We start from the raw sequence: 17713 nt of genomic DNA, 5'->3' as shown, positions 1-17713 counted from the left end.
ATCGCCCAGTAGGAGAAGGCGTCGTCTGTCCAGTGGACCAGCAGGAAACCGCCTGCCGATAGATCGTCCGCCACCGGCACCGATTTGGCCTCGTTCTGCCGGGGTGCGGCCACCAACGTGATCAGATGCTCGTGATGGCGGTAGACCAGAGCCGGCATCGGCCTGTCGCCGATCACCTCGACGCGTCCGCCAAGCAGGGCGTAACCATCCTTGGCCATATCGGGCGCCGCCGGCGAGACGCCGATGCGGCCGTCGAGCCATGGCTTCACCGTGTGGCGGTCGGACGAGACGATGTCGACTGGAGTCGCCGCGAGCAGGCTGCGGCGATGGCCGTTGGCGACGGCCACGGCAAAGCTGTCGGCCCTATTGTCCGCCGTCGCCAGCCACTGCGTCGCGCCGCTGGCCAGAAACGCCGTCAGCACGATCGAGGCCGCCATCTGGCGCCAGTCGAAGGAGTTGAACCAGCGTGCCGCGCGCGGCCGCATCTCGACGACATTGCCTTGCTGCTGTTGCGGCTGTGACTGCGCCTTTACGGCTGTGGATTGGACGGCTTCGTCGGTCCCACTCACCTCAGCGATGGCCGCAATGCGGGCCAGAAAGTCGTCGCGGACCGTCTGGCGCGGCACATTGGCGACAGCGCCGCGCAGCGCCACCAGGCGCGCATGTTCGGCGGCAAGCTCCGGATCGGCGGCCATGCGCCGCTCGACCGCCAGGGCGGCCGCGGCATCGAGCTCGCCATCGACAAGGGCGTGGATCATCAGCTTCATATCCTGCGGGTCTTGCGGCAATCCATCCTCACGCGGGCGATTTTCATGCGGGCTCATGGCGCCCTCCAAGTTCCGTTATCAAGAGGCCGCGGGCTCTCGCCAGCCGCGACATCACCGTGCCCTGCGGCACGCCGAGCATGGCGGCGATCTCGCGGTAGCTGAGACCGTTGATGTCGCGCAGCACAAGTGTTTCGCGGAAGGCTTGCGGCAGCCTGGCGATCGCCGCTTCCACCGCCGCCGAATTGGCCTTGGCGATCAGCGCCGCCTCCGGGCTGTCGGCGTCAGTGTCGGGCGGCGGCGACACGTCGTCGAGATCGGCAAGGTCGCCGACGGCGACCACGCTGCGCGGGCGGTTGCGCGCCATCCAGGTGTAGGAAGCGTTGCGCACGATGGTGAGCAGCCACGCGCGGGGGTTTCCCCCAGCGAACCCGGCAATGCCCGCATGCGCTTTGAGGCAGGCCTCCTGCACCACATCCTCGGCGTCGGCTTGATTGCCGGTCAGCCAGCGGGCAAGCGACAGCGCATCGCTAAGATGCGGCAGCACCACTTCGGCAAAACGCGCTGCCAGCATCTTTTCGCTCAACACCGTTCCGCCGTCGGGCGCTCCCGCCATGGGTTTGCCGCCCTCAGCGGGAGGCGACGATCTGTCCCTGCTCGTGTGGGCGAAGATCGCGACCGCAGGCGATGGCGCCTGCTTCGAGGGAGGAGAAGGCATTGGTGTCACCGGAGTCAAGTGTCTCGGAAGCAAGGCGTGCCTCGGAAGAGGACGGCGCATCGCTGGCTGCAACGGGGCGGTCGCCGTCATGGTCGTGGATCTCGATGGTTGCGATCGGCAGGGATCACGGCCGGCGGCGGGGCGGTATCGCCCGGACCGGATGCGCCCGGCTCATCCGCTCCAGGGGACGCCGGCGGCTGACGCCTTCGCCTTGTTCACATGCGTATTTGTCTTCGCGCCGCTTCATGGTCGGTCTCCTGCTGTTGCGCACAAATGGCGCATGCCCTGGAGACCCGCAGACCGGGCGGTTTATTCCCGGCCGGTCGACTTTTTCGTTCACGCTAACTTGATCGAACGGCGTGCGGGCTTAGAGCGCCTGCAGCGCAAGCCCCGCCAGCGCGGATCCCGCCAGCGTCGGCAGCATGCCGAGCTTCAATCTGAACATGGAGACCATCGCCGCCGCCGAGAGCAACGCGGCACGCCAGTCGAGCGAGGACAGGGCCGGAACCTCCACGCCCCAGCCGACGCTTGCGACCTTGCCGAAGACGACATGCAGCGCGAACCACAGCGCAAGATTCATGATCACGCCCACCACCGCCGCGGTGATCGCGCCGAGCGCCGCCGCCCGCGCCTTGTTCTGCCGCAGCTGCTCAATGTAGGGAGCGCCTAAAAATATCCAGAAGAAGCAGGGGACGAAGGTGACCCAGAGCGTCAGCGCCGACCCGAGCGATCCGGCGAGCAAAGGATTGATCGCGCCGGCATGGCGATAGGCGGCGGCGAAGCCGACGAATTGCAGCACCAGGATCAGCGGCCCGGGCGTCGTTTCGGCAAGCCCCAGCCCGTCGACCATCTGTCCAGGCGAAAGCCAGCCGAACGAGGTCACCGCCGCCTGTGCCACATAGGCGAGAACCGCATAGGCGCCGCCGAATGTGACCACGGCCATCAGGCTGAAGAAACCGCCGACCTGCGCCCACACGCTGCCCGGCCCCGCCAGCAAGGCGACCAGTGCTACAGGCCCCAGCCAGAGCGGCAGCCAGATGGCGATGGTGCGGGCCGCATGCCATCTGGTCGGCACGGTGTGGCCGAGCTCACCGCGCTCGAACATCAGGTCGACCACGCCTTTGATGTCGGCGACGCTGCCCTTGCCATGTGCCGAGCCGGAAAACAGCCGTGGCGCAAACCGATTGCCGATCCAGCCGATGAGGCCTGCCGCGAGCACGATCAGCGGGAACGGCACTCTGGCGACGTAGATGGCGAGGAAGGCCGCCACCGCGATCACGATCATGGCCCGGTTCTTCAGCGCCCGCTTACCGATGCGGATCACGGCTTCGACGACGACGGCAAGCACCGCCGCCTTGACGCCGAAGAACAGCGCCTCGACGACCGGTGCATCGTTGTAGAGCATGTAGAAGCTGCTCAAGCCCAGCATGACCAGCGCGCCCGGCAGCACGAACAGGCTGCCGGCGACGAGACCGCCTGCCGTCCGATGCAGCAGCCAGCCGATATAGACGGCAAGCTGCTGGGCCTCGGGCCCAGGCAGGAGCATGCAGTAGTTGAGCGCGTGCAGGAACCGCTCCTCGCCGATCCAGCGGCGCTCCTCGACCAGTTCCTTGTGCATCAGCGCGATCTGCCCGGCCGGCCCGCCGAAGGACAGCAGGCCGATCTTGGCCCACAGCCGCGTCGCCTCGCGAAAGCTCGGCACGGTCGGGACATCGACCAGCGGCGCGGCGTCGTTCTTGGCGAGTGCGGTCATTACGCCTTGCCTCCTGCCGGCCAGTTGTGCGTCTCGTCCGCGGCATCGCGGCACCAGCGGAAGAAGGCGTCATAGAGGAGCATGCCGGCTTCGAGCTGCTCGAGGTCGTCGCGGAACATGCGCGACAGGCCGAGCGAGGCGGCGAGGAACCCGGCCGCCTGCGGCACGAGGTCGAGGTGCGCCGTATCGGCGCCGCGCACGATCAGCGCCAGGCGATCGAGCGCTTCGACGCGCAGGCCGAATTCCTCGATCATCGTGTCGAAAGTGCAGCGATCCCCACGATGGCTCCAGAACACGCCTTCGATGTCGAAGGGAACCGCTGCGAAGCGGTCCGCCACAAGAGGCACTTCGGCTGGATCGACGAACAGGAAAACCGCCTCGGGATCGACGAAGCGGCGGATCAGCCAGGGACAAGCGATGCGGTCGACCTTCGGCCGCGAACGCGTGACCCATACCGTACGTCCCTTCTCAGCGCGGGGCGGGATCGCGCCGGCGCTGACCAACGGCGCCCTGGCGGCGACCCAGGCCTCGAAGCCGCCTTCCAGCGACTCCGCCGGAATGCCTTCGTGGCGCAGCCACGCGGCAACGCCTTGCGAGAGTTTCTGCCCCCTCTGGCAGATCACGACGACTTTGCGTCCCGAGAATTCCGACGCCCAGCTTGAGACAGACCTGAAATCGCGCCGGCATGACGCCGGCAACAGGCGCGGATCGGCTTCATAGTCCTCGTCGACGCGCACATCGACCAGGCAAGGCGCATCGGGCAAGCCGACGAGACGGGAAAGCTGCGGAACGGTGATTGCGGTTGTTGACGGCATGGCGTCCACCTCCTGAACAGAGAGAGTTTGGACGCGATCGTTGGGCTGACGCCTCACGGGGTCGTCGCGGGGAACCCCTTGCCGGAATGCTGGAACGGTCCCCCGCGATTGTCAAGAATTCAAATGCCAGGGGCGGAAGCTCCGCCCCTCGCATTACCTGAAGCGGCGGATGGCCTTACTGCGCCGTCCAGCCGCCATCCATCGGCAGGGTCGTGCCGGTGATCTGCCTGGCGGCGTCCGAGCACAGGAACAAAGTCAGCGCCGCCAGCTCCTCGACGGTGACGAATTCCTTGGTCGGCTGCGCCGCAAGCAGCACGTCGTGCTTGACCTGCTCCTCGGTCATGCCGCGCGCCTTCATCGTGTCGGGAATCTGCTTCTCGACCAGCGGCGTCCAGACATAGCCAGGCGCGATCGCATTTGCGGTGATGCCGTCCTGCGCCACTTCCAGCGCCACCGTCTTGGTCAGGCCGGCAATGCCGTGCTTGGCCGAGACATAGGCCGACTTGAACGGCGAGGCGACCAGCGCATGCGCCGAAGCCGTGTTGATGATGCGGCCCCATTTGCGGCTCTTCATGCCGGGCACCGCCGCCTTGATGGCGTAGAAGGCGGCCAGAAGGTTGATGCGGATGATGGCTTCCCACTTGTCGTCGGGAAATTCCTCGATCGGCGCGACATGCTGGATGCCGGCATTGTTGACCAGGATGTCGAGGCTGCCGAACGCCGCCTCGGTCTCGTGGATCATGGCGGTGACTGCGGCGCCGTCCATCATGTTGGCGCCCGAATAGCGGCACTTGACGCCGAAATCCTTTTCGATGCCGGCCCGCTCCTGCTCGATCGCCGCCGCGTCGCCCAGGCCGTTGATGGTGACGTTAGCGCCCTCGGCGGCGAAGGCACGGGCGATTGCAAGGCCGATGCCGCTGGTCGAGCCGGTGACGAGCGCATTCTTCGAAGACAGGGAACCCATGGGAGATCTCGCAAGAGGTGGGAGGGACTTATCAACGCAACGAGTTGGGAGAGCAGATAGTTGGTGCAATGCAGCACGACAATGGCACGGCCATGTGTCGGCTCGATTACAGCGCGGCAGCGCCATTTGCCGGCTCCGTGGCCGCGTGTCGCCGGGCTGACACGGCACTGTCATGCTGCCATGCAACATATTTGCCAGCGCATTCGCGCGGGTCATTTCAAACCTTACTGGGGCACCAGCCATGGAAATCGCCGATGTCGTGAAGCGCGCCTATGCCATGCCGCTCACCAACCCGTCCTTCCCGCCCGGCCCTTATCGTTTCTTCGACCGCGAATACATCATCATCACCTACCGCACGACGCGCGAAGCGCTGGAAGCCGTCGTGCCGGCGCCGCTCGAGATCGACGAGCCGCTGGTCAAATACGAATTCATCCGCATGCCGGACTCGACCGGTTTCGGCGACTACACCGAGACCGGCCAGGTCATCCCGGTGCGCTACAAGGGCCAGCACGGCGGCTACGTGCATTCCATGTATCTCGACGACGACGCGCCGATCGCCGGCGGCCGCGAGCTCTGGGGTTTCCCGAAAAAGCTCGCCAACGCCAAGATCGTGCATGAGGGCGAGGTGGTGGTCGGCACGCTGCATTATGGCAGCGTGCTCTGCGCCACCGGAACCATGGGCTACAAGCACCGCGAAGCCGACCACGACCAGGTGCTCGCCTCGCTCGCCGCGCCCAACTTCCTCATCAAGATCATCCCGCATGTCGACGGCAGTCCGCGCATCTGCGAGCTGGTCCGCTACTACCTCACCGACATCACGCTGAAGGAAGCCTGGACGGCGCCCGCCGCGCTCGACCTTCGGCCGCATGTCATGGCCGATGTCGCCAAGTTGCCTGTGCTCGATATCGTCTCGGCCGTTCACTTCACCGCCGATCTGACGCTGGGTCTCGGCGAAGTCGTGCATGATTATCTCGCGGACCGCGGCCGATCGGCTGCCGGCGCGAAGGAACTGGAGAAAGCCGGTGCTTGAGCGTACCCGCAACAAGGCGGCCGCCGCCACCATCCAGGAAATCACTGCGCAATATGACCGCATCGCCCTGGTCTTCCAGGGCGGCGGCGCGCTCGGCGCCTATCAGGCAGGGGTCTATCAGGCGCTTGCCGACGCCGGCTGCGAGCCGACCTGGCTTTCCGGCGTCTCGATCGGCGCCATCAACGCCTCGATCATCGCTGGCAACGAGCCGAGCCGCCGCCTGCAGCGGCTCGAGCAGTTCTGGCAGACGATCTCGGGCCGCAAGATCTGGGCCTATACGCCCGAAGGCGACATCTATCGCGATATCCGCAACCAGACCTCGTCATTGATGACCATGACGATGGGCCAGCCGGGCTTCTTCAAGCCGCGCAGCCCGAACCCCTGGTTCCAGCTGTCGGGAGCCGAAGGCGCCACCAGCTTCTACGATACCGCCGAGCTCAAGGACACGCTGGAGAGCCTGATCGACTTCGACGTGCTGAACGACGGCAAGAAGCGCTTGAGCGTCGGCGCGGTCAATGTCAGGACCGGCAACTTCGTCTACTTCGACACCGACAAGGTGCGCATCGGGCCGGAGCACATCATGGCGAGCGGCGCGCTGCCGCCGGCCTTCCCCTCGATCCGCATCGAAGGCGAGTATTACTGGGACGGCGGCATCGTCTCCAACACGCCGCTGCAATATCTTCTCGACCAGGAGGAGGACCGCTCCTCGCTGGTGTTCCAGGTCGATCTGTTCAGCGCCCGCGGCGTGCTGCCGCGCGGCTTGGCCGACGTCCTGTCGCGCCACAAGGACATCATGTATTCTAGCCGCACGCGCCAGAACACCGACAACTTCCAGCGCATCCATGCGCTCAAGATGAAGCTGCTCGACGCGCTCAAGCGCGTGCCGCCGGACCAGCTCAAGGACGGCGAGAAGGAACTGATAGCCGACTATTCCGATGCCGGCGTCGTCAACATCGTCCACCTGATCTACCAGCACAAAGGCTATGAAGGCCACGCCAAGGACTATGAGTTCTCCGGCACCTCGATGCGCGAGCACTGGGAGATGGGCCTGGAAGACACCGAGCGCACGTTGCGCCACAAGAAGTGGCTGATGCTGCCCGACAATGCCGACGGCGTCACCATCCACGACCTGCATCGCGAAGACCCGACCTGACGGTCACCCCTCCAGGTGTGTCGATATTCAGGTCAGGCCGAGCCGGAGTCGAAGACGGGCGCGCAGCGACCAGACAAGGTGGTTTCCGAGAACCGGCCTACGCCGGCCGTAGCCTTCATAGACGGAGACATCTATGAGGGCTTCGGCCGGCGAAGGCCGGAGCGGAGCGTACTTGAAGTACGTGAGCACCGGAAGCGCAGGAAGCCATCGTTCGCAGGCCGGCCTCACCTGAATATCGACACACCTAGAACTTGAGATCGGCGCCGGCTCGCAGCAGCAGCCAATAGAACAAGCCTGTCGCGCCGCCCGCAAGCAGCATCGCCAGCAGGAAGCCGCCATGCGTGTGGGTCAGCGGCAGTCCTTCGGTGTTCATGCCGAAGATGCCGACGATCAGCGTTCCCGGCAGGAGCAGCGCGCTCATCACCGCCAGCGCCTTCAGGCTGCGGTTGGATTCGTCCGCCAACTCGGCCGCGACCTCTTCCTGCAGCAGCCTTGCCCGGTCGTTGACCATGACGACTTCGCGGTCGAGCCTTTTGAGGCGTGCCGACAGCTTGCCCAATATCTCGTGGGCGCCCGCCGACAGCTCCCAGCCGGCACGGTTCTCGTCCAGGAACAGCGCCACCTGCGCCGAAATCGGACGGTGCAGCGAGACGGTTAGGCGACGCACGTCCTTGATCCGGCGCCGCTCGTCGGCCAGCCGCTCGGTGACCAGATGATCCTCGACCTCGTCCAACTGCTTCGTCGCCCGCGCCAGGCGTTCGCTGGCGCTCCTGCAGAAGGCGAGCACGATCGCTGCGAACAGCTCGAAGGCCGAAGCGGGCTTGAATCCTTCCGAAAGCGTCTTGTTGACGTCCTCGACGGCGGCCAGCGAATGGCGCCGGCCGGTCACCAGCAACCGATCCGTCACGGCGAAATGCAGCCGGCCGATGGTGGTCGACCTCCGTCCGATTTCGCCATGCAGATCGGCGGCGATGCCGTGCACGACACCCTTTTCATGCGCCAGCGCCATGCTGTCCTCATGGCCTTCGAGGATCGCATGCACCGATTGCGGCAGCGCGCAGGCATGGCTGATCCAGGAATGGGCGCGCTGGTCGATAAGGTCGACATGCAGCCACACCCAGCCATCCGGCTCGGCAAGGACCGCCTCGATATCCTTTGGCGCGATCGGCTCGGCCGGTGCATCGGCCTTGCCGCGATAGGCCCATATCAGGCCGGGCGCATGGTGCCGGCTGTCGTCCCAGGCAAGCAGCGTCAGATGTGATGCGTCATTCATGGCTGCCACTCAATCACATGCTGAAAAAGCAAGACGGCGCCGAAACCGGCGCCGTCGATGTTTGCAATCAGGCATGAACCGCCGCTCAGAAAACGTGGCGGAGGATCACGAACAGCACGAAGGCCAGCGCGATCGAGCAGGGCAGCGTGAGCACCCAGGCCAGCAGCAGGTTGCGCACGGTCGACCACTGCAGGCCGGAGCCGTTCGCCGCCATGGTGCCGGCGACGCCGGACGACAGCACGTGCGTCGTCGACACCGGCAGGCCGAAACGGTCGGCCATGCCGATGGTGATCATCGCGACCAGCTCGGCGGCGGCGCCCTGGCCATAAGTCAGGTGGCTCTTGCCGATCTTCTCGCCGACGGTGACGACGATGCGCTTCCAGCCGACCATGGTGCCGAGGCCGAGCGCCAGCGCCACGGCGATCTTCACCCACAGCGGAATGAACTTCGTCGCGTTGTCGACCGCCTTGTGGTAGTCGGTCACCGCCTTGAGATCGGCGTCCTGCATCGGCAGCAGCTTCTTCTTGTCGATCAGCTTCAGCGCTTCGCCGATCAGATAGATGTCGTTGCGCGCGTTGCTGACCAGATCGGTCGGCACGTTGTCAACCGAGGCGTAAGGCTGCAGCCCGGCGGTGGTGTTGTGGATATAGGTCTGCAGCGCGATCGTGGTCTGATCGTTCCAGCTCTTGCTGCGCACGGCCTCCTGCACGGCAGCCTTGGCAGCATTGGCATCGGCCACAGTAACGCCAGGCTTGACGTACTTGCCCAGAGCCTGCTCGACAGATACCGAGGCCGACTTGTAGGCGTCGAGATAGTTGATGTCGGGCGTGCGGTTGAGCGCGTAAGCCGTCGGCACCACGCCGATCAGGATAAGCATGATCAGCCCCATGCCCTTCTGACCGTCATTGGAGCCGTGCGCGAAGCTGACGCCGGTGCAGGTGAAGATCAGCAGGGCGCGGATCCACCATGGCGGCGGCGCATTGCCCTTCGGTGCTTCGTAGAGCGCCGGATTGCGCACCAGGAGCTTCATGGCATAGAGCAGGATGGCGGCGGCGAAGAAGCCGACGATCGGCGAGACCAGCAAGGTGATGCCGACATTGGTCGCCTGCCCCCAGTCGACGCCGCTGGTGGCGCTTCCGGCCGGGGCCATGAACTGGTTGGCGAGACCGACGCCGATGATCGAGCCGACCATCGTGTGCGAGCTCGAGGCCGGCAGGCCGAGGAACCAGGTGCCGAGGTTCCACAGGATGGCGGCGACCAGAAGGGCGAACACCATGGCGAAGCCGGATGACGAGCCGACCTGCAGGATGAGCTCGACTGGCAGCAGCGACAGGATGCCGAAGGCCACCGCGCCGCTCGAGGTCAGCACCCCGAGGAAATTGAAGACGCCCGACCACATGACGGCGAATTCGGCCGGCAGCGAGCGCGTGTAGATGACGGTGGCGACCGCGTTGGCGGTGTCGTGAAAGCCGTTGACGAACTCGAAGCCCAGCGCGATCAGAAGCGCGATGCCGAGCAGGATCCAGGGCACCGTCTTGGCGATGGCCAGATCCTGGCTGAGCGCATAGCCGACATAGACGATGCCGACGAGCACCAGCACGCCGAAAGCCGGCAGGAACCATTTGGCACCGCCCGATTGTTCCAGGGGATGATCCGGTCTTGGGATCCCCGCCTCACTCGAAACTACGTCCACCATTGTGTCCCACTCCTTTTGCATTGCAGCAAAGAACCGGGGAGGACGCTATGTCCCTAGGATGAAGCTGGTGTGACGCTCTTAACCGTTTGGTCACCACCAAACCGCTTGGTCACTACCAAGCCGTTTGGTCACTACCAAACCGTTTGGTGACCTATCCGGCTATCTTCAGGAGCGAGGACACCAGAAGCCTGCGCTCGTCTTCGGACAGCACGTCTGAATCAAACAGGTTCATGCTGCGCATCCCCTCAATGGCGAGATAGCAGACCAGCAGCGAGCCGAGGTCGTCCGTCTCTCCTTTCAGCCGTTCGAACAGCTGGCGCTTGAAGGCCTTGATCGGCGTCAGAAAATCGGGATCTTCGGCGATCGCCGAGAACATCCACGACGCCGAAGGTTTCGGCCGCTCGCAGTCGTCGGCCGACAGCTTGATATAGGCTGAGAGGACGCTCTCGTCGCCGGCCTCGGTGGCGCGTGTTTCCAGCGCCTTCTGGAAATCGCTGAGATAGCTTTCGACCAGGCCCTGCATCAGCTTGGCCTTGGTCGGAAAATTGTAGAGCAGGCCGCCTTTCGACACTCCGGCGCGGCTGGCGACCGCCTCGAGCGACAGGCTTCCCGGACCAGCCTCGCGCGCCACATCGGCGGCGGCGGCAAGTATCTTCTCGCGTGAGTTCGCCCTGGGTACTCTCATTGCTTCCCCTACATTAGCCTAGGCGGAATTGACAAGACCGTCCAGCCGGTACAGTAAGGCGCGCCATTTGAAATCGGGACTTATCGTCGATATGTGTCCCGGCATCGATTGTTTTTGCCGGCTGCCGGCTCGAGGGGACTGCCCGTGAAGCGCTTTTTCATCATCGCCGGATTCTTGTTGCTGCTTGCCCTGGTATGCGTCGGCATCGTTGGCTTCAACTTCATGCGCGATGCCGGCATCAAGCAGTATTTCGCCACCATGAAGCCGCCGGCCGCGACGGTCTCGACAGTGACGGTCAAGCCTTCGGTATGGACCCCCGGCATCGAGGCCATCGGCACCGTCAATGCCGTGCGCGGCGTCGATCTCACCCTCGAGACGAGCGGCATCGTCAGGGACATCCTTTTCCACGCCAACCAGAAGGTTGCCGCCGACGCGGTGTTGGTGCAGCTGGACGATGCCGTTGAGAAAGCCGATCTGGTGGCGCAGAAGGCGCAGGCCGCCTCGGACCAGGCGGCGCTGACCCGCGCGATCGAATTGCAGCGGCGCGGCGTCGGCACCGACGCGACGCTTGACGCCGCGCGTGCCGCGGCGGACGCCTCGGCCGCGCAAGTCAACAAGCTGCAGGCAGTGCTCGATCAGAAGCAATTGTCCGCGCCATTCGGCGGCACGGTCGGTATCCCGAAGATCGACATCGGCCAGTATCTGGCGCCAGGCAACGCGGTGGTGACGATCCAGGACCTGGACACGATGCGGGTCGACTTCACGGTACCCGAACAGCAGCTGCCGCTGCTCAAGATCGGCCAGACCATCAAGCTCGGCACCAATCTCGCCGATATGTCCTTTGCCGGCTCCATTCGCGGCATCGACCCCAAGATCGACCCGGCAAGCCGGCTGGTTTCTATTCGCGGCGAGGTCGCCAATCCGGAAGGCAAGCTGACGCCTGGCCAGTTCGTCCAGATCCGCGTCGAGCTGCCGCAGGAAAACAATGTCATTTCCGTGCCGCAGACGGCGGTGACGACCAGCCTCTATGGCGACTATGTCTTCGTGGTCGAGCCGGCGAAGCCTGCTGCCGCCGCTGCGCCGGCGAAGCCGGATGAGCAGAAGGCCGGCGCCGACAAGGCGGCCGGCGATGCCGCCAAACCGCAGGCGGACGCCACCAAGCCAGCCGACAACGCCGCAAAGCCGGCGGATGCGAAGCCGGCCGACAAAGCGGCCGGCGACGCCGCCAAGCCGGCCGAGGCCGCGCAGCAGCCTGCGCTCACCATCTCGCAGGTCTTCGTCAAGCTCGGCCGCCGCAACAACGGCATGGTCGAGATCGTCGAGGGCCTCAAGGACGGCGACCAGGTCGTCACGGCCGGCCAGAACCGGCTCTTCAACGGCATGTCGGTTGCCGTCGACAACACCATCGACCCCAGCAAATCGGCGAACAAACAGGTTCAGCAATGAGCTTTTCCGACCTTTTCATCCGCCGGCCCGTGCTGTCGACGGTGCTGGCCTGCCTGATCCTGCTGCTCGGTTTCCAGGGCATCTTCGGCCTGTCGATCCGTCAGTATCCTAAGGTTGACGAGACGGCGATCACCATCACCACGGCCTATCCCGGCGCCAGCGCCGACCTGATCCAGGGCTTCATATCGGCCCCGATCGCGCGCGCCGTCGCCTCGACCGAAAACATCGACTACGTCACCTCGTCCAGCCGTCCGTCCTCGAGCACGGTCACGGTGCAGATGAAGCTCGGCTCCAATCCGGACGTCGCGCTGGCAGAGGTGCTGTCCAAGGTCCAGGGCGTGCGCGGCACCTTGCCGGACGCCTCCAAGGATCCGGTCATCGTCAAAGGCACCGGCCAGCAGTTCGCGATGATGTACATCTCGATGCAGAACCCGAACATGACGAAGGAGCAGCTCACCGAATATATCGAGCGCGTCATCCGGCCTCGCATCTCGACCGTGGAAGGTGTCGCCGACGTCCAGATCTTCGGTGCCCAGGAATATTCCATGCGCGTCTGGATCGACCCGATCAGGCTTGCCGCCCGCGGCGCCACCGCCGTGGACGTGCTGACCGCGATCAACAACTCGAACTTCCTGTCGGCGCCCGGCAACACCCAGAACGAATATGTGGTCTCCTCGATCACCGTGCATTCGACCCTGCAGACGCCCGAGGCTTTCGCCCAGCTCCCGATACGGTCGACGGATGGCCAGGTGGTACGCCTGCGCGATGTCGCGCATGTCGAGCTCGGCGCGAAAAACACCGACACCAGGGTGAGCTTCAACGGCAAGCCGGGAACTTTCCTGGCCATCTTCCCAACACCTGCGGCCAACCCGCTGACGACCGCGGCCGCGGTCACCCGGCTCGTGCCCCAGATCCAGGATACGCTGCCGAAAGGCATGACGATCGAGGTCGTCTACGACGCGACCGGCCAGATCAGCGCCTCGATCGAGGAAGTGTTCAAGACCATCGGCGAGGCGGTCGCCATCGTTATCGTGGTCATCCTCCTGTTCCTGGGCTCGTTCCGCTCGGTGATGATGCCGATCGTGACGATTCCGCTGTCGCTGATCGGCGTCTGCTTCATCCTGTTTGCGGTCGGCTATTCGATCAACCTTCTGTCGCTGCTGGCCATGGTGCTGGCGATCGGCCTTGTCGTCGACGACGCCATCGTGGTGGTGGAGAACATCCACCGCCACATGGAGGAAGACGGCATGTCGCCGATGCAGGCGGCCTTCAACGGCATGCGCGAGATCGCGACGGCCATCGTGGCGATGACCATCACGCTGGCCGCCGTGTTCGCTCCGCTTGCCTTCACCGGCGGCCTCACCGGCGCGCTGTTCCGCGAATTCGCGGTGACGCTGGCCGGCTCGGTGGTGTTGTCGGGCGTGATCGCCATGACCATCACGCCGATGATGTCCGCACGCCTGCTGAAGCCGGGCCAGCACGGCCGCTTCCAGCGGATCGTCGATGGAACCTTCAGCCGCGTCGAGCGCGTCTACGAACGGGCGGTCACAGCTTCGCTCAGGAACCGCCCGGTGACCCTAATCATCGTCGTCGCCCTCGTCGCGCTGACCGGCTTCATGTTCACCAAGACCTCGACGGAGCTGGCGCCGGAAGAAGATCAGGGCTTCCTGCTCTCGATCGTCACCGCGCCGCGCTATGCCACATCGGATTACACCGAGGCCTACGTCAACCAGATGCTTGGCCTGGTGAAGGACATTCCAGAGACCAGGGCGCAATTCTCCGCCGTTGCCTTCGGCGGCGCGACCAACGGCGCCTTCGTCGGCTTCGCCTTCAAGGACTGGGCAGAGCGCAAGCGCGGTTCGAAGGAGCTCCAGGCCGACATTCAGGGCCGCCTCGCCAAGGTCGCCGGCGTCGAAGCCTTCGTCTTCGCGCCGCCGACGCTGCCCGGCTCCGGCGGCGGCCTGCCGATTTCCATGGTGGTGCGCTCCACCGGAGCTCCCTCGGAGGTCTTCGAGCAGGCGGAGAAGATCAAGAGCAAGGCGCAGGCCTCCGGCCGCTTCATCGTCGTGCAGAACTCGATGTCTTACGATGCGCCGCAGGTGACCGTGACCATCGACCGCGAGCGCGCGGCAGCATTGAATCTGCCGATCGCCGATATCGGCAATACGCTGACGCTGCTTGTGGGCGGCTCCGAAGTGGCGCAGTTCGACCGCGACTCCAACAGCTACGACATCATCCCGCAGGTGCCGCAGGAATTCCGCGACAATCCCGACAAGCTCGGCGAGTATTTCGTGCGCAGTGTCGACGGCAAGATGGTGCCGCTGTCGGCGGTCGTGAAGATCTCGACCAATGCCTCGCCGGCGGCCATCGAGCAGTTCAACCAGCTGAACTCCTCGACGATCTCGGCCTTGCCTCTGCCCGGCGTGACCACCGGCGACGGCCTGAAGGTGCTGGAGGATCTCGCTAAGGAAACCCTGCCCGATACCTTCTTCGTCGACTATTCCGGCCAGTCGCGGCAGGAGAAGGAACAGGGCAACACCATCCTGATCGCCTTCGCGGCGGCGGTGATCGTCATCTACCTGGTGCTGGCGGCCCAGTTCGAGAGCTTCCGCGATCCGCTTATCATCATGATGGCGGTGCCGCTGTCGATCTTCGGCGCGATCGTGCCGCTCAACATCGGCCTGGGGACGCTGAACATCTACACCCAGGTTGGACTGATCACGCTGATCGGCCTGATCACCAAGCACGGCATTCTGCTGGTGGAATTCGCCAACCAGCAGCGTGAAATCCATGGCATGCGACGTCGCGACGCCATCATCGCTTCGGCCAAGGTGCGCCTGCGGCCGATCCTGATGACCACGGCGGCCATGGCGCTCGGCGTCGTGCCGCTGATCGTCTCCAGCGGCGCCGGTGCTGCAGCGCGCTATTCGATGGGCCTGGTCATCTTCACCGGCATCCTGGTCGGCACCATGTTCACGCTCTTCGTCGTGCCGATGTTCTACACCTTCATCGCCAGCAAGGACCTGCCGCATCTCGCCGAGAAGCCCGATCCGAATCTGATGCCGGCACTGCCGAGCTGAGACGGCAACCGAAGCGAAAAACAAAAGAGGCCGGAAAATTCCGGCCTCTTTTTTTGGCGGCTGCCTCACTGCTTCGCTATCGGTTGAAGGCGGCAACCTGCCTGCTACTCTTACCCAGCCGGTTACTTGGCCAAGCCTTACTTGACAATGACGATGCTGGTGTTGCCGGGACCGAAGACCTCGACCAACTGATAGAAATCGGCCGCAGCATCGGGATGCAGCCGCACGCAGCCATGCGAAGCGGGACGGCCGAGGCGGCCGATGGCATAGGTGGCGTGGACGGCGTAGCCGCCGCTGAAGAACACCGAATGCGGCATCGGCGCGTTGTCGTATTTTTTCGAATACCACATCTCATGCAGGCGGGTCGGCTTGAACGAGCCGGTCGGCGTGATGTGCCTTTTGTCGCCGGTCGACACCTTCCAGGTGTAGGTCGGACGGCCATCGACCGTGACTTCCATGATCTGCTGCGACAGCGAAACCTTGGCGACGATCTGGTTGGCGTGGGCGGCGTTGCCGGCGCCGAAGAGCAGCGCCGCGCCAGTGAGCGCGGCGGCGGTGATGTTGATGAGCTTGGCGGAATTGGCGGTGTGCATGACGATCCCTCTGTTTTTGCCGTTGTGTCCGGCTTCAATTTTCGATGGGCTCTTATCGTGCTCGTCCGTTTCAGACCTATTTCGCTTGATGCTCGTTTCTGTTTCGAATTCGTTTCTGCAAATTAACTAAGTCAGTTGAGCAATACTGCGGACTTATTCGAGAGGTGGCGGTCAGGCGTCGCACAAACAGCTTAAGCCAGAAACGAAAGTTCATTTCATCCGCATATGAAAGACTTGGGCTCATTTTCGAAACCGATTTGCAACAAAGTGCGTCTCCGGCGGCATGATTTGGATACAGGCCGGCGTCAGATTTGACGCAACGGGAACAGACATCCGCAAACGAAAGTGGGCAGGAAATCGAAACTCCGCTCCTGGCTTCCCAGGATTAGCGTCGCGGCGATCGTGCTCGGCGGCGCCGGCTCGGTTGCCGGCAAGCCGGCGACGACGCTGGCGGCGATGACTTCCGGCGAGGTTTCGACGCTGCACATGGCTCTGTTCATCGCCACGGTCTGGATTTTGTCCAGCCTGCGCGTCCACCGGCTGAAGGCCTTCTGGCGGGTCGGCCTCCGGTTGATGAGGACGCGCGGCCCCTCCGGCTACTTGCTGCCGAGAGGACCGAAGGCCCGCGCCGCAGCGGGGGGCTCCGTCAGCGGCGCGGGCGCTTCGGGAGTTTCCTGAAGCCCGACGATTTCGAGATTGGGGATTTGAAGAGATGAAGACGAAATTTGCCGCCTCGGTGCTTTCCGCGCTGCTTTACGCGCAGGGTTTGCTGGGCTTTGCCGCTCTTGCGACGGTATTGCTGAAGGAGCGCGCCCAGGCCGGGATAACCGTGAGCGCGAACGTTCCAACTGGACCCTCGGTCATCGTCGTGCGCTGAACGCCAAGCGTCGTCGGACCCAAAATGACCACCGCTTTGGGGAACCCGATGCTCAAAAGCCTCGCCGATCGGAGCTTACTCGCTGCGTGGAACCGGCGGATCGAAACGATAGCCGGCGCCCCTGATGGTCGTGATGGTCTCGGTGTCGAGCTTACGGCGCAGCCGCACGATGCGCGAATCGATCGAACGGTCGAAAGCGTCGGCATTCTCGGCCGGCGCCGCGGCAATGATATCGTCGCGCGTCAGCACCTTGCGCGGGCTGGCCAGGAACAGCTTGAGCAGCGCCACCTGGCCCGGAGAAAGCTGCTCCTCCGCGCCCGAGCGATGCATCACCATGGCCGACCGCAGGTCGACGGTGGCGTTTTCCAGCACGATCAGCTCGCCGCCGGCCCTGCCGCGTCTCATCAGCAGGCCTCCGATGCGCGCGGCAAGCTCGCGCACGTTGAGCGGGCTTTCGATGACGTCGGCGGCACCCAGCTCGAGCGCCAGCACCTTGTCGACGAGGTCGCGGGGCCGGCAGATCAGGATGAAGTCGGGACCGCCTTCGCCACCTCCGCCTTGGCTGCTGTAACGCCTGAGCAGTTCGCGGCCCTCGGCCTGGGTGACGTCGTCGCCGACGACCACGACATCGATGCCGCCGGCCGAAAGCAGCGTCTCCGCCTCCCAGGGCTGGCGCGCCTGGCGCACATCGTGCCCGCGCCGCTCGAGATGGTCGGCGAGATTTTTGGCCACCACCTCGGCGACGGACACAAGCGCAATGACGGATCGTGCGGCCATTTTCTTCACCCCGCCACAGACAACTCGAGATGAGTGCTGGACATCATGTTTATACCCAATCTACTTTCCGCTGAAAGCGGGAGCGAGCG

General features: G+C 64.4%; 16 protein-coding genes. 6 read left to right on the top strand and 10 right to left on the bottom strand.

The genetic code is table 11. The features are described from left to right. From FJ980_RS16040 to FJ980_RS16020, 5 genes are all read right to left on the bottom strand, one after another. A partial coding sequence (locus tag FJ980_RS16040; RefSeq protein WP_140544309.1) for an anti-sigma factor occupies positions 1-824 on the bottom strand: 824 nt, incomplete at its 3' end. After that, on the bottom strand, positions 811-1380 hold the full coding sequence (locus tag FJ980_RS16035; RefSeq protein ID WP_140544307.1) for a sigma-70 family RNA polymerase sigma factor: 570 nt from the start codon (positions 1378-1380) through the stop codon (positions 811-813). The genes FJ980_RS16035 and FJ980_RS16040, both read right to left, overlap by 14 nt. 469 nt (positions 1381-1849) lie before the next feature. Next, positions 1850-3235, bottom strand: a complete 1386-nt coding sequence (chrA, locus tag FJ980_RS16030; RefSeq protein WP_140544305.1) for a chromate efflux transporter — start codon at positions 3233-3235, stop codon at positions 1850-1852. Continuing rightward, positions 3235-4050, bottom strand: a complete 816-nt coding sequence (locus FJ980_RS16025; protein WP_140544303.1) for a sulfurtransferase/chromate resistance protein — start codon at positions 4048-4050, stop codon at positions 3235-3237. Before FJ980_RS16025 ends, chrA begins: the two co-directional genes overlap by 1 nt. A gap of 175 nt (positions 4051-4225) precedes the next feature. Then, positions 4226-5014: a 3-hydroxybutyrate dehydrogenase gene (locus FJ980_RS16020; protein WP_140544301.1), complete on the bottom strand. Its 789-nt coding sequence runs from the start codon at positions 5012-5014 to the stop codon at positions 4226-4228. 241 nt (positions 5015-5255) lie between these two features. Here FJ980_RS16020 and FJ980_RS16015 point away from each other — a divergent pair, with 241 nt between their 5' ends. Both FJ980_RS16015 and FJ980_RS16010 read left to right on the top strand, forming a co-directional pair. Then, positions 5256-6044, top strand: coding sequence for an acetoacetate decarboxylase (locus FJ980_RS16015; protein ID WP_140544299.1), 789 nt, complete (start codon positions 5256-5258; stop codon positions 6042-6044). After that, positions 6037-7197 carry a patatin-like phospholipase family protein gene (locus FJ980_RS16010; RefSeq protein WP_140544297.1) on the top strand — a complete coding sequence of 387 codons (1161 nt, stop codon included), beginning with the start codon at positions 6037-6039 and terminating at the stop codon, positions 7195-7197. The genes FJ980_RS16015 and FJ980_RS16010 overlap by 8 nt, the downstream gene beginning before the upstream one ends. A gap of 244 nt (positions 7198-7441) precedes the next feature. On the opposite strand, the gene FJ980_RS16005 is transcribed toward FJ980_RS16010, so the two are convergent. The 3 genes from FJ980_RS16005 to FJ980_RS15995 all read right to left on the bottom strand — a co-directional run bounded on the left by FJ980_RS16005 (position 7442) and on the right by FJ980_RS15995 (position 10851). Next, entirely contained in the window at positions 7442-8470 is a 1029-nt protein-coding gene (locus FJ980_RS16005; RefSeq protein ID WP_140544295.1) for a transporter, read from the bottom strand. Between the two features lie 85 nt (positions 8471-8555). Further along, positions 8556-10166, bottom strand: a complete 1611-nt coding sequence (locus FJ980_RS16000) for an inorganic phosphate transporter (protein ID WP_140544293.1) — start codon at positions 10164-10166, stop codon at positions 8556-8558. A 151-nt stretch (positions 10167-10317) separates the two neighbouring features. After that, on the bottom strand, positions 10318-10851 hold the full coding sequence (locus FJ980_RS15995) for a TetR family transcriptional regulator (protein WP_140544291.1): 534 nt from the start codon (positions 10849-10851) through the stop codon (positions 10318-10320). 144 nt (positions 10852-10995) lie between these two features. Here FJ980_RS15995 and FJ980_RS15990 point away from each other — a divergent pair, with 144 nt between their 5' ends. Both FJ980_RS15990 and FJ980_RS15985 read left to right on the top strand, forming a co-directional pair. Then, complete coding sequence (locus FJ980_RS15990) at positions 10996-12297, top strand: efflux RND transporter periplasmic adaptor subunit (protein WP_246676433.1); 1302 nt, start codon at positions 10996-10998, stop codon at positions 12295-12297. Beyond that, a complete protein-coding gene (locus tag FJ980_RS15985; protein WP_140544289.1) occupies positions 12294-15377 on the top strand; it encodes an efflux RND transporter permease subunit in 3084 nt (1027 codons plus the stop codon). The genes FJ980_RS15990 and FJ980_RS15985 overlap by 4 nt, the downstream gene beginning before the upstream one ends. 137 nt (positions 15378-15514) lie before the next feature. On the opposite strand, the gene FJ980_RS15980 is transcribed toward FJ980_RS15985, so the two are convergent. Beyond that, the gene (locus FJ980_RS15980) at positions 15515-15970 is read right to left on the bottom strand and encodes a L,D-transpeptidase (protein WP_140544287.1); all 456 of its coding nucleotides are present in this window, start codon (positions 15968-15970) and stop codon (positions 15515-15517) included. A 345-nt stretch (positions 15971-16315) separates the two neighbouring features. Between FJ980_RS15980 and FJ980_RS15975 the strand changes: the two genes are divergently transcribed. Beyond that, a complete protein-coding gene (locus tag FJ980_RS15975) occupies positions 16316-16648 on the top strand; it encodes a hypothetical protein (protein ID WP_140544285.1) in 333 nt (110 codons plus the stop codon). 34 nt (positions 16649-16682) lie between these two features. Further along, the gene (locus tag FJ980_RS34695; protein WP_181164944.1) at positions 16683-16847 is read left to right on the top strand and encodes a hypothetical protein; all 165 of its coding nucleotides are present in this window, start codon (positions 16683-16685) and stop codon (positions 16845-16847) included. 75 nt (positions 16848-16922) lie between these two features. Here FJ980_RS34695 and FJ980_RS15970 read toward each other — a convergent pair whose 3' ends face one another. Continuing rightward, a complete protein-coding gene (locus tag FJ980_RS15970; protein ID WP_140544283.1) occupies positions 16923-17624 on the bottom strand; it encodes a response regulator transcription factor in 702 nt (233 codons plus the stop codon). Positions 17625-17713 lie beyond the last annotated feature (89 nt).

Source organism: Mesorhizobium sp. B1-1-5, assembly GCF_006443065.1.
In the GTDB taxonomy this organism is placed as follows: domain Bacteria; phylum Pseudomonadota; class Alphaproteobacteria; order Rhizobiales; family Rhizobiaceae; genus Mesorhizobium.
Note: the sequence above shows the minus strand (reverse complement) of the source record. Positions and strands in the feature narration are given on the sequence as shown.

What these genes read in the sequence shown, in the direction of transcription:
- FJ980_RS15980 (WP_140544287.1), bottom strand. Translation starts at nt 15,970, where the DNA reads ATGCACACCGCCAATTCCGCCAAGCTCATCAACATCACCGCCGCCGCG.
- chrA (WP_140544305.1), bottom strand. Translation starts at nt 3,235, where the DNA reads ATGACCGCACTCGCCAAGAACGACGCCGCGCCGCTGGTCGATGTCCCG.
- FJ980_RS16015 (WP_140544299.1), top strand. Translation starts at nt 5,256, where the DNA reads ATGGAAATCGCCGATGTCGTGAAGCGCGCCTATGCCATGCCGCTCACC.
- FJ980_RS15995 (WP_140544291.1), bottom strand. Translation starts at nt 10,851, where the DNA reads ATGAGAGTACCCAGGGCGAACTCACGCGAGAAGATACTTGCCGCCGCC.
- FJ980_RS16020 (WP_140544301.1), bottom strand. Translation starts at nt 5,014, where the DNA reads ATGGGTTCCCTGTCTTCGAAGAATGCGCTCGTCACCGGCTCGACCAGC.
- FJ980_RS15970 (WP_140544283.1), bottom strand. Translation starts at nt 17,624, where the DNA reads ATGGCCGCACGATCCGTCATTGCGCTTGTGTCCGTCGCCGAGGTGGTG.
- FJ980_RS16025 (WP_140544303.1), bottom strand. Translation starts at nt 4,050, where the DNA reads ATGCCGTCAACAACCGCAATCACCGTTCCGCAGCTTTCCCGTCTCGTC.
- FJ980_RS15985 (WP_140544289.1), top strand. Translation starts at nt 12,294, where the DNA reads ATGAGCTTTTCCGACCTTTTCATCCGCCGGCCCGTGCTGTCGACGGTG.
- FJ980_RS34695 (WP_181164944.1), top strand. Translation starts at nt 16,683, where the DNA reads ATGAAGACGAAATTTGCCGCCTCGGTGCTTTCCGCGCTGCTTTACGCG.
- FJ980_RS16035 (WP_140544307.1), bottom strand. Translation starts at nt 1,380, where the DNA reads ATGGCGGGAGCGCCCGACGGCGGAACGGTGTTGAGCGAAAAGATGCTG.
- FJ980_RS16005 (WP_140544295.1), bottom strand. Translation starts at nt 8,470, where the DNA reads ATGAATGACGCATCACATCTGACGCTGCTTGCCTGGGACGACAGCCGG.
- FJ980_RS16000 (WP_140544293.1), bottom strand. Translation starts at nt 10,166, where the DNA reads ATGGTGGACGTAGTTTCGAGTGAGGCGGGGATCCCAAGACCGGATCAT.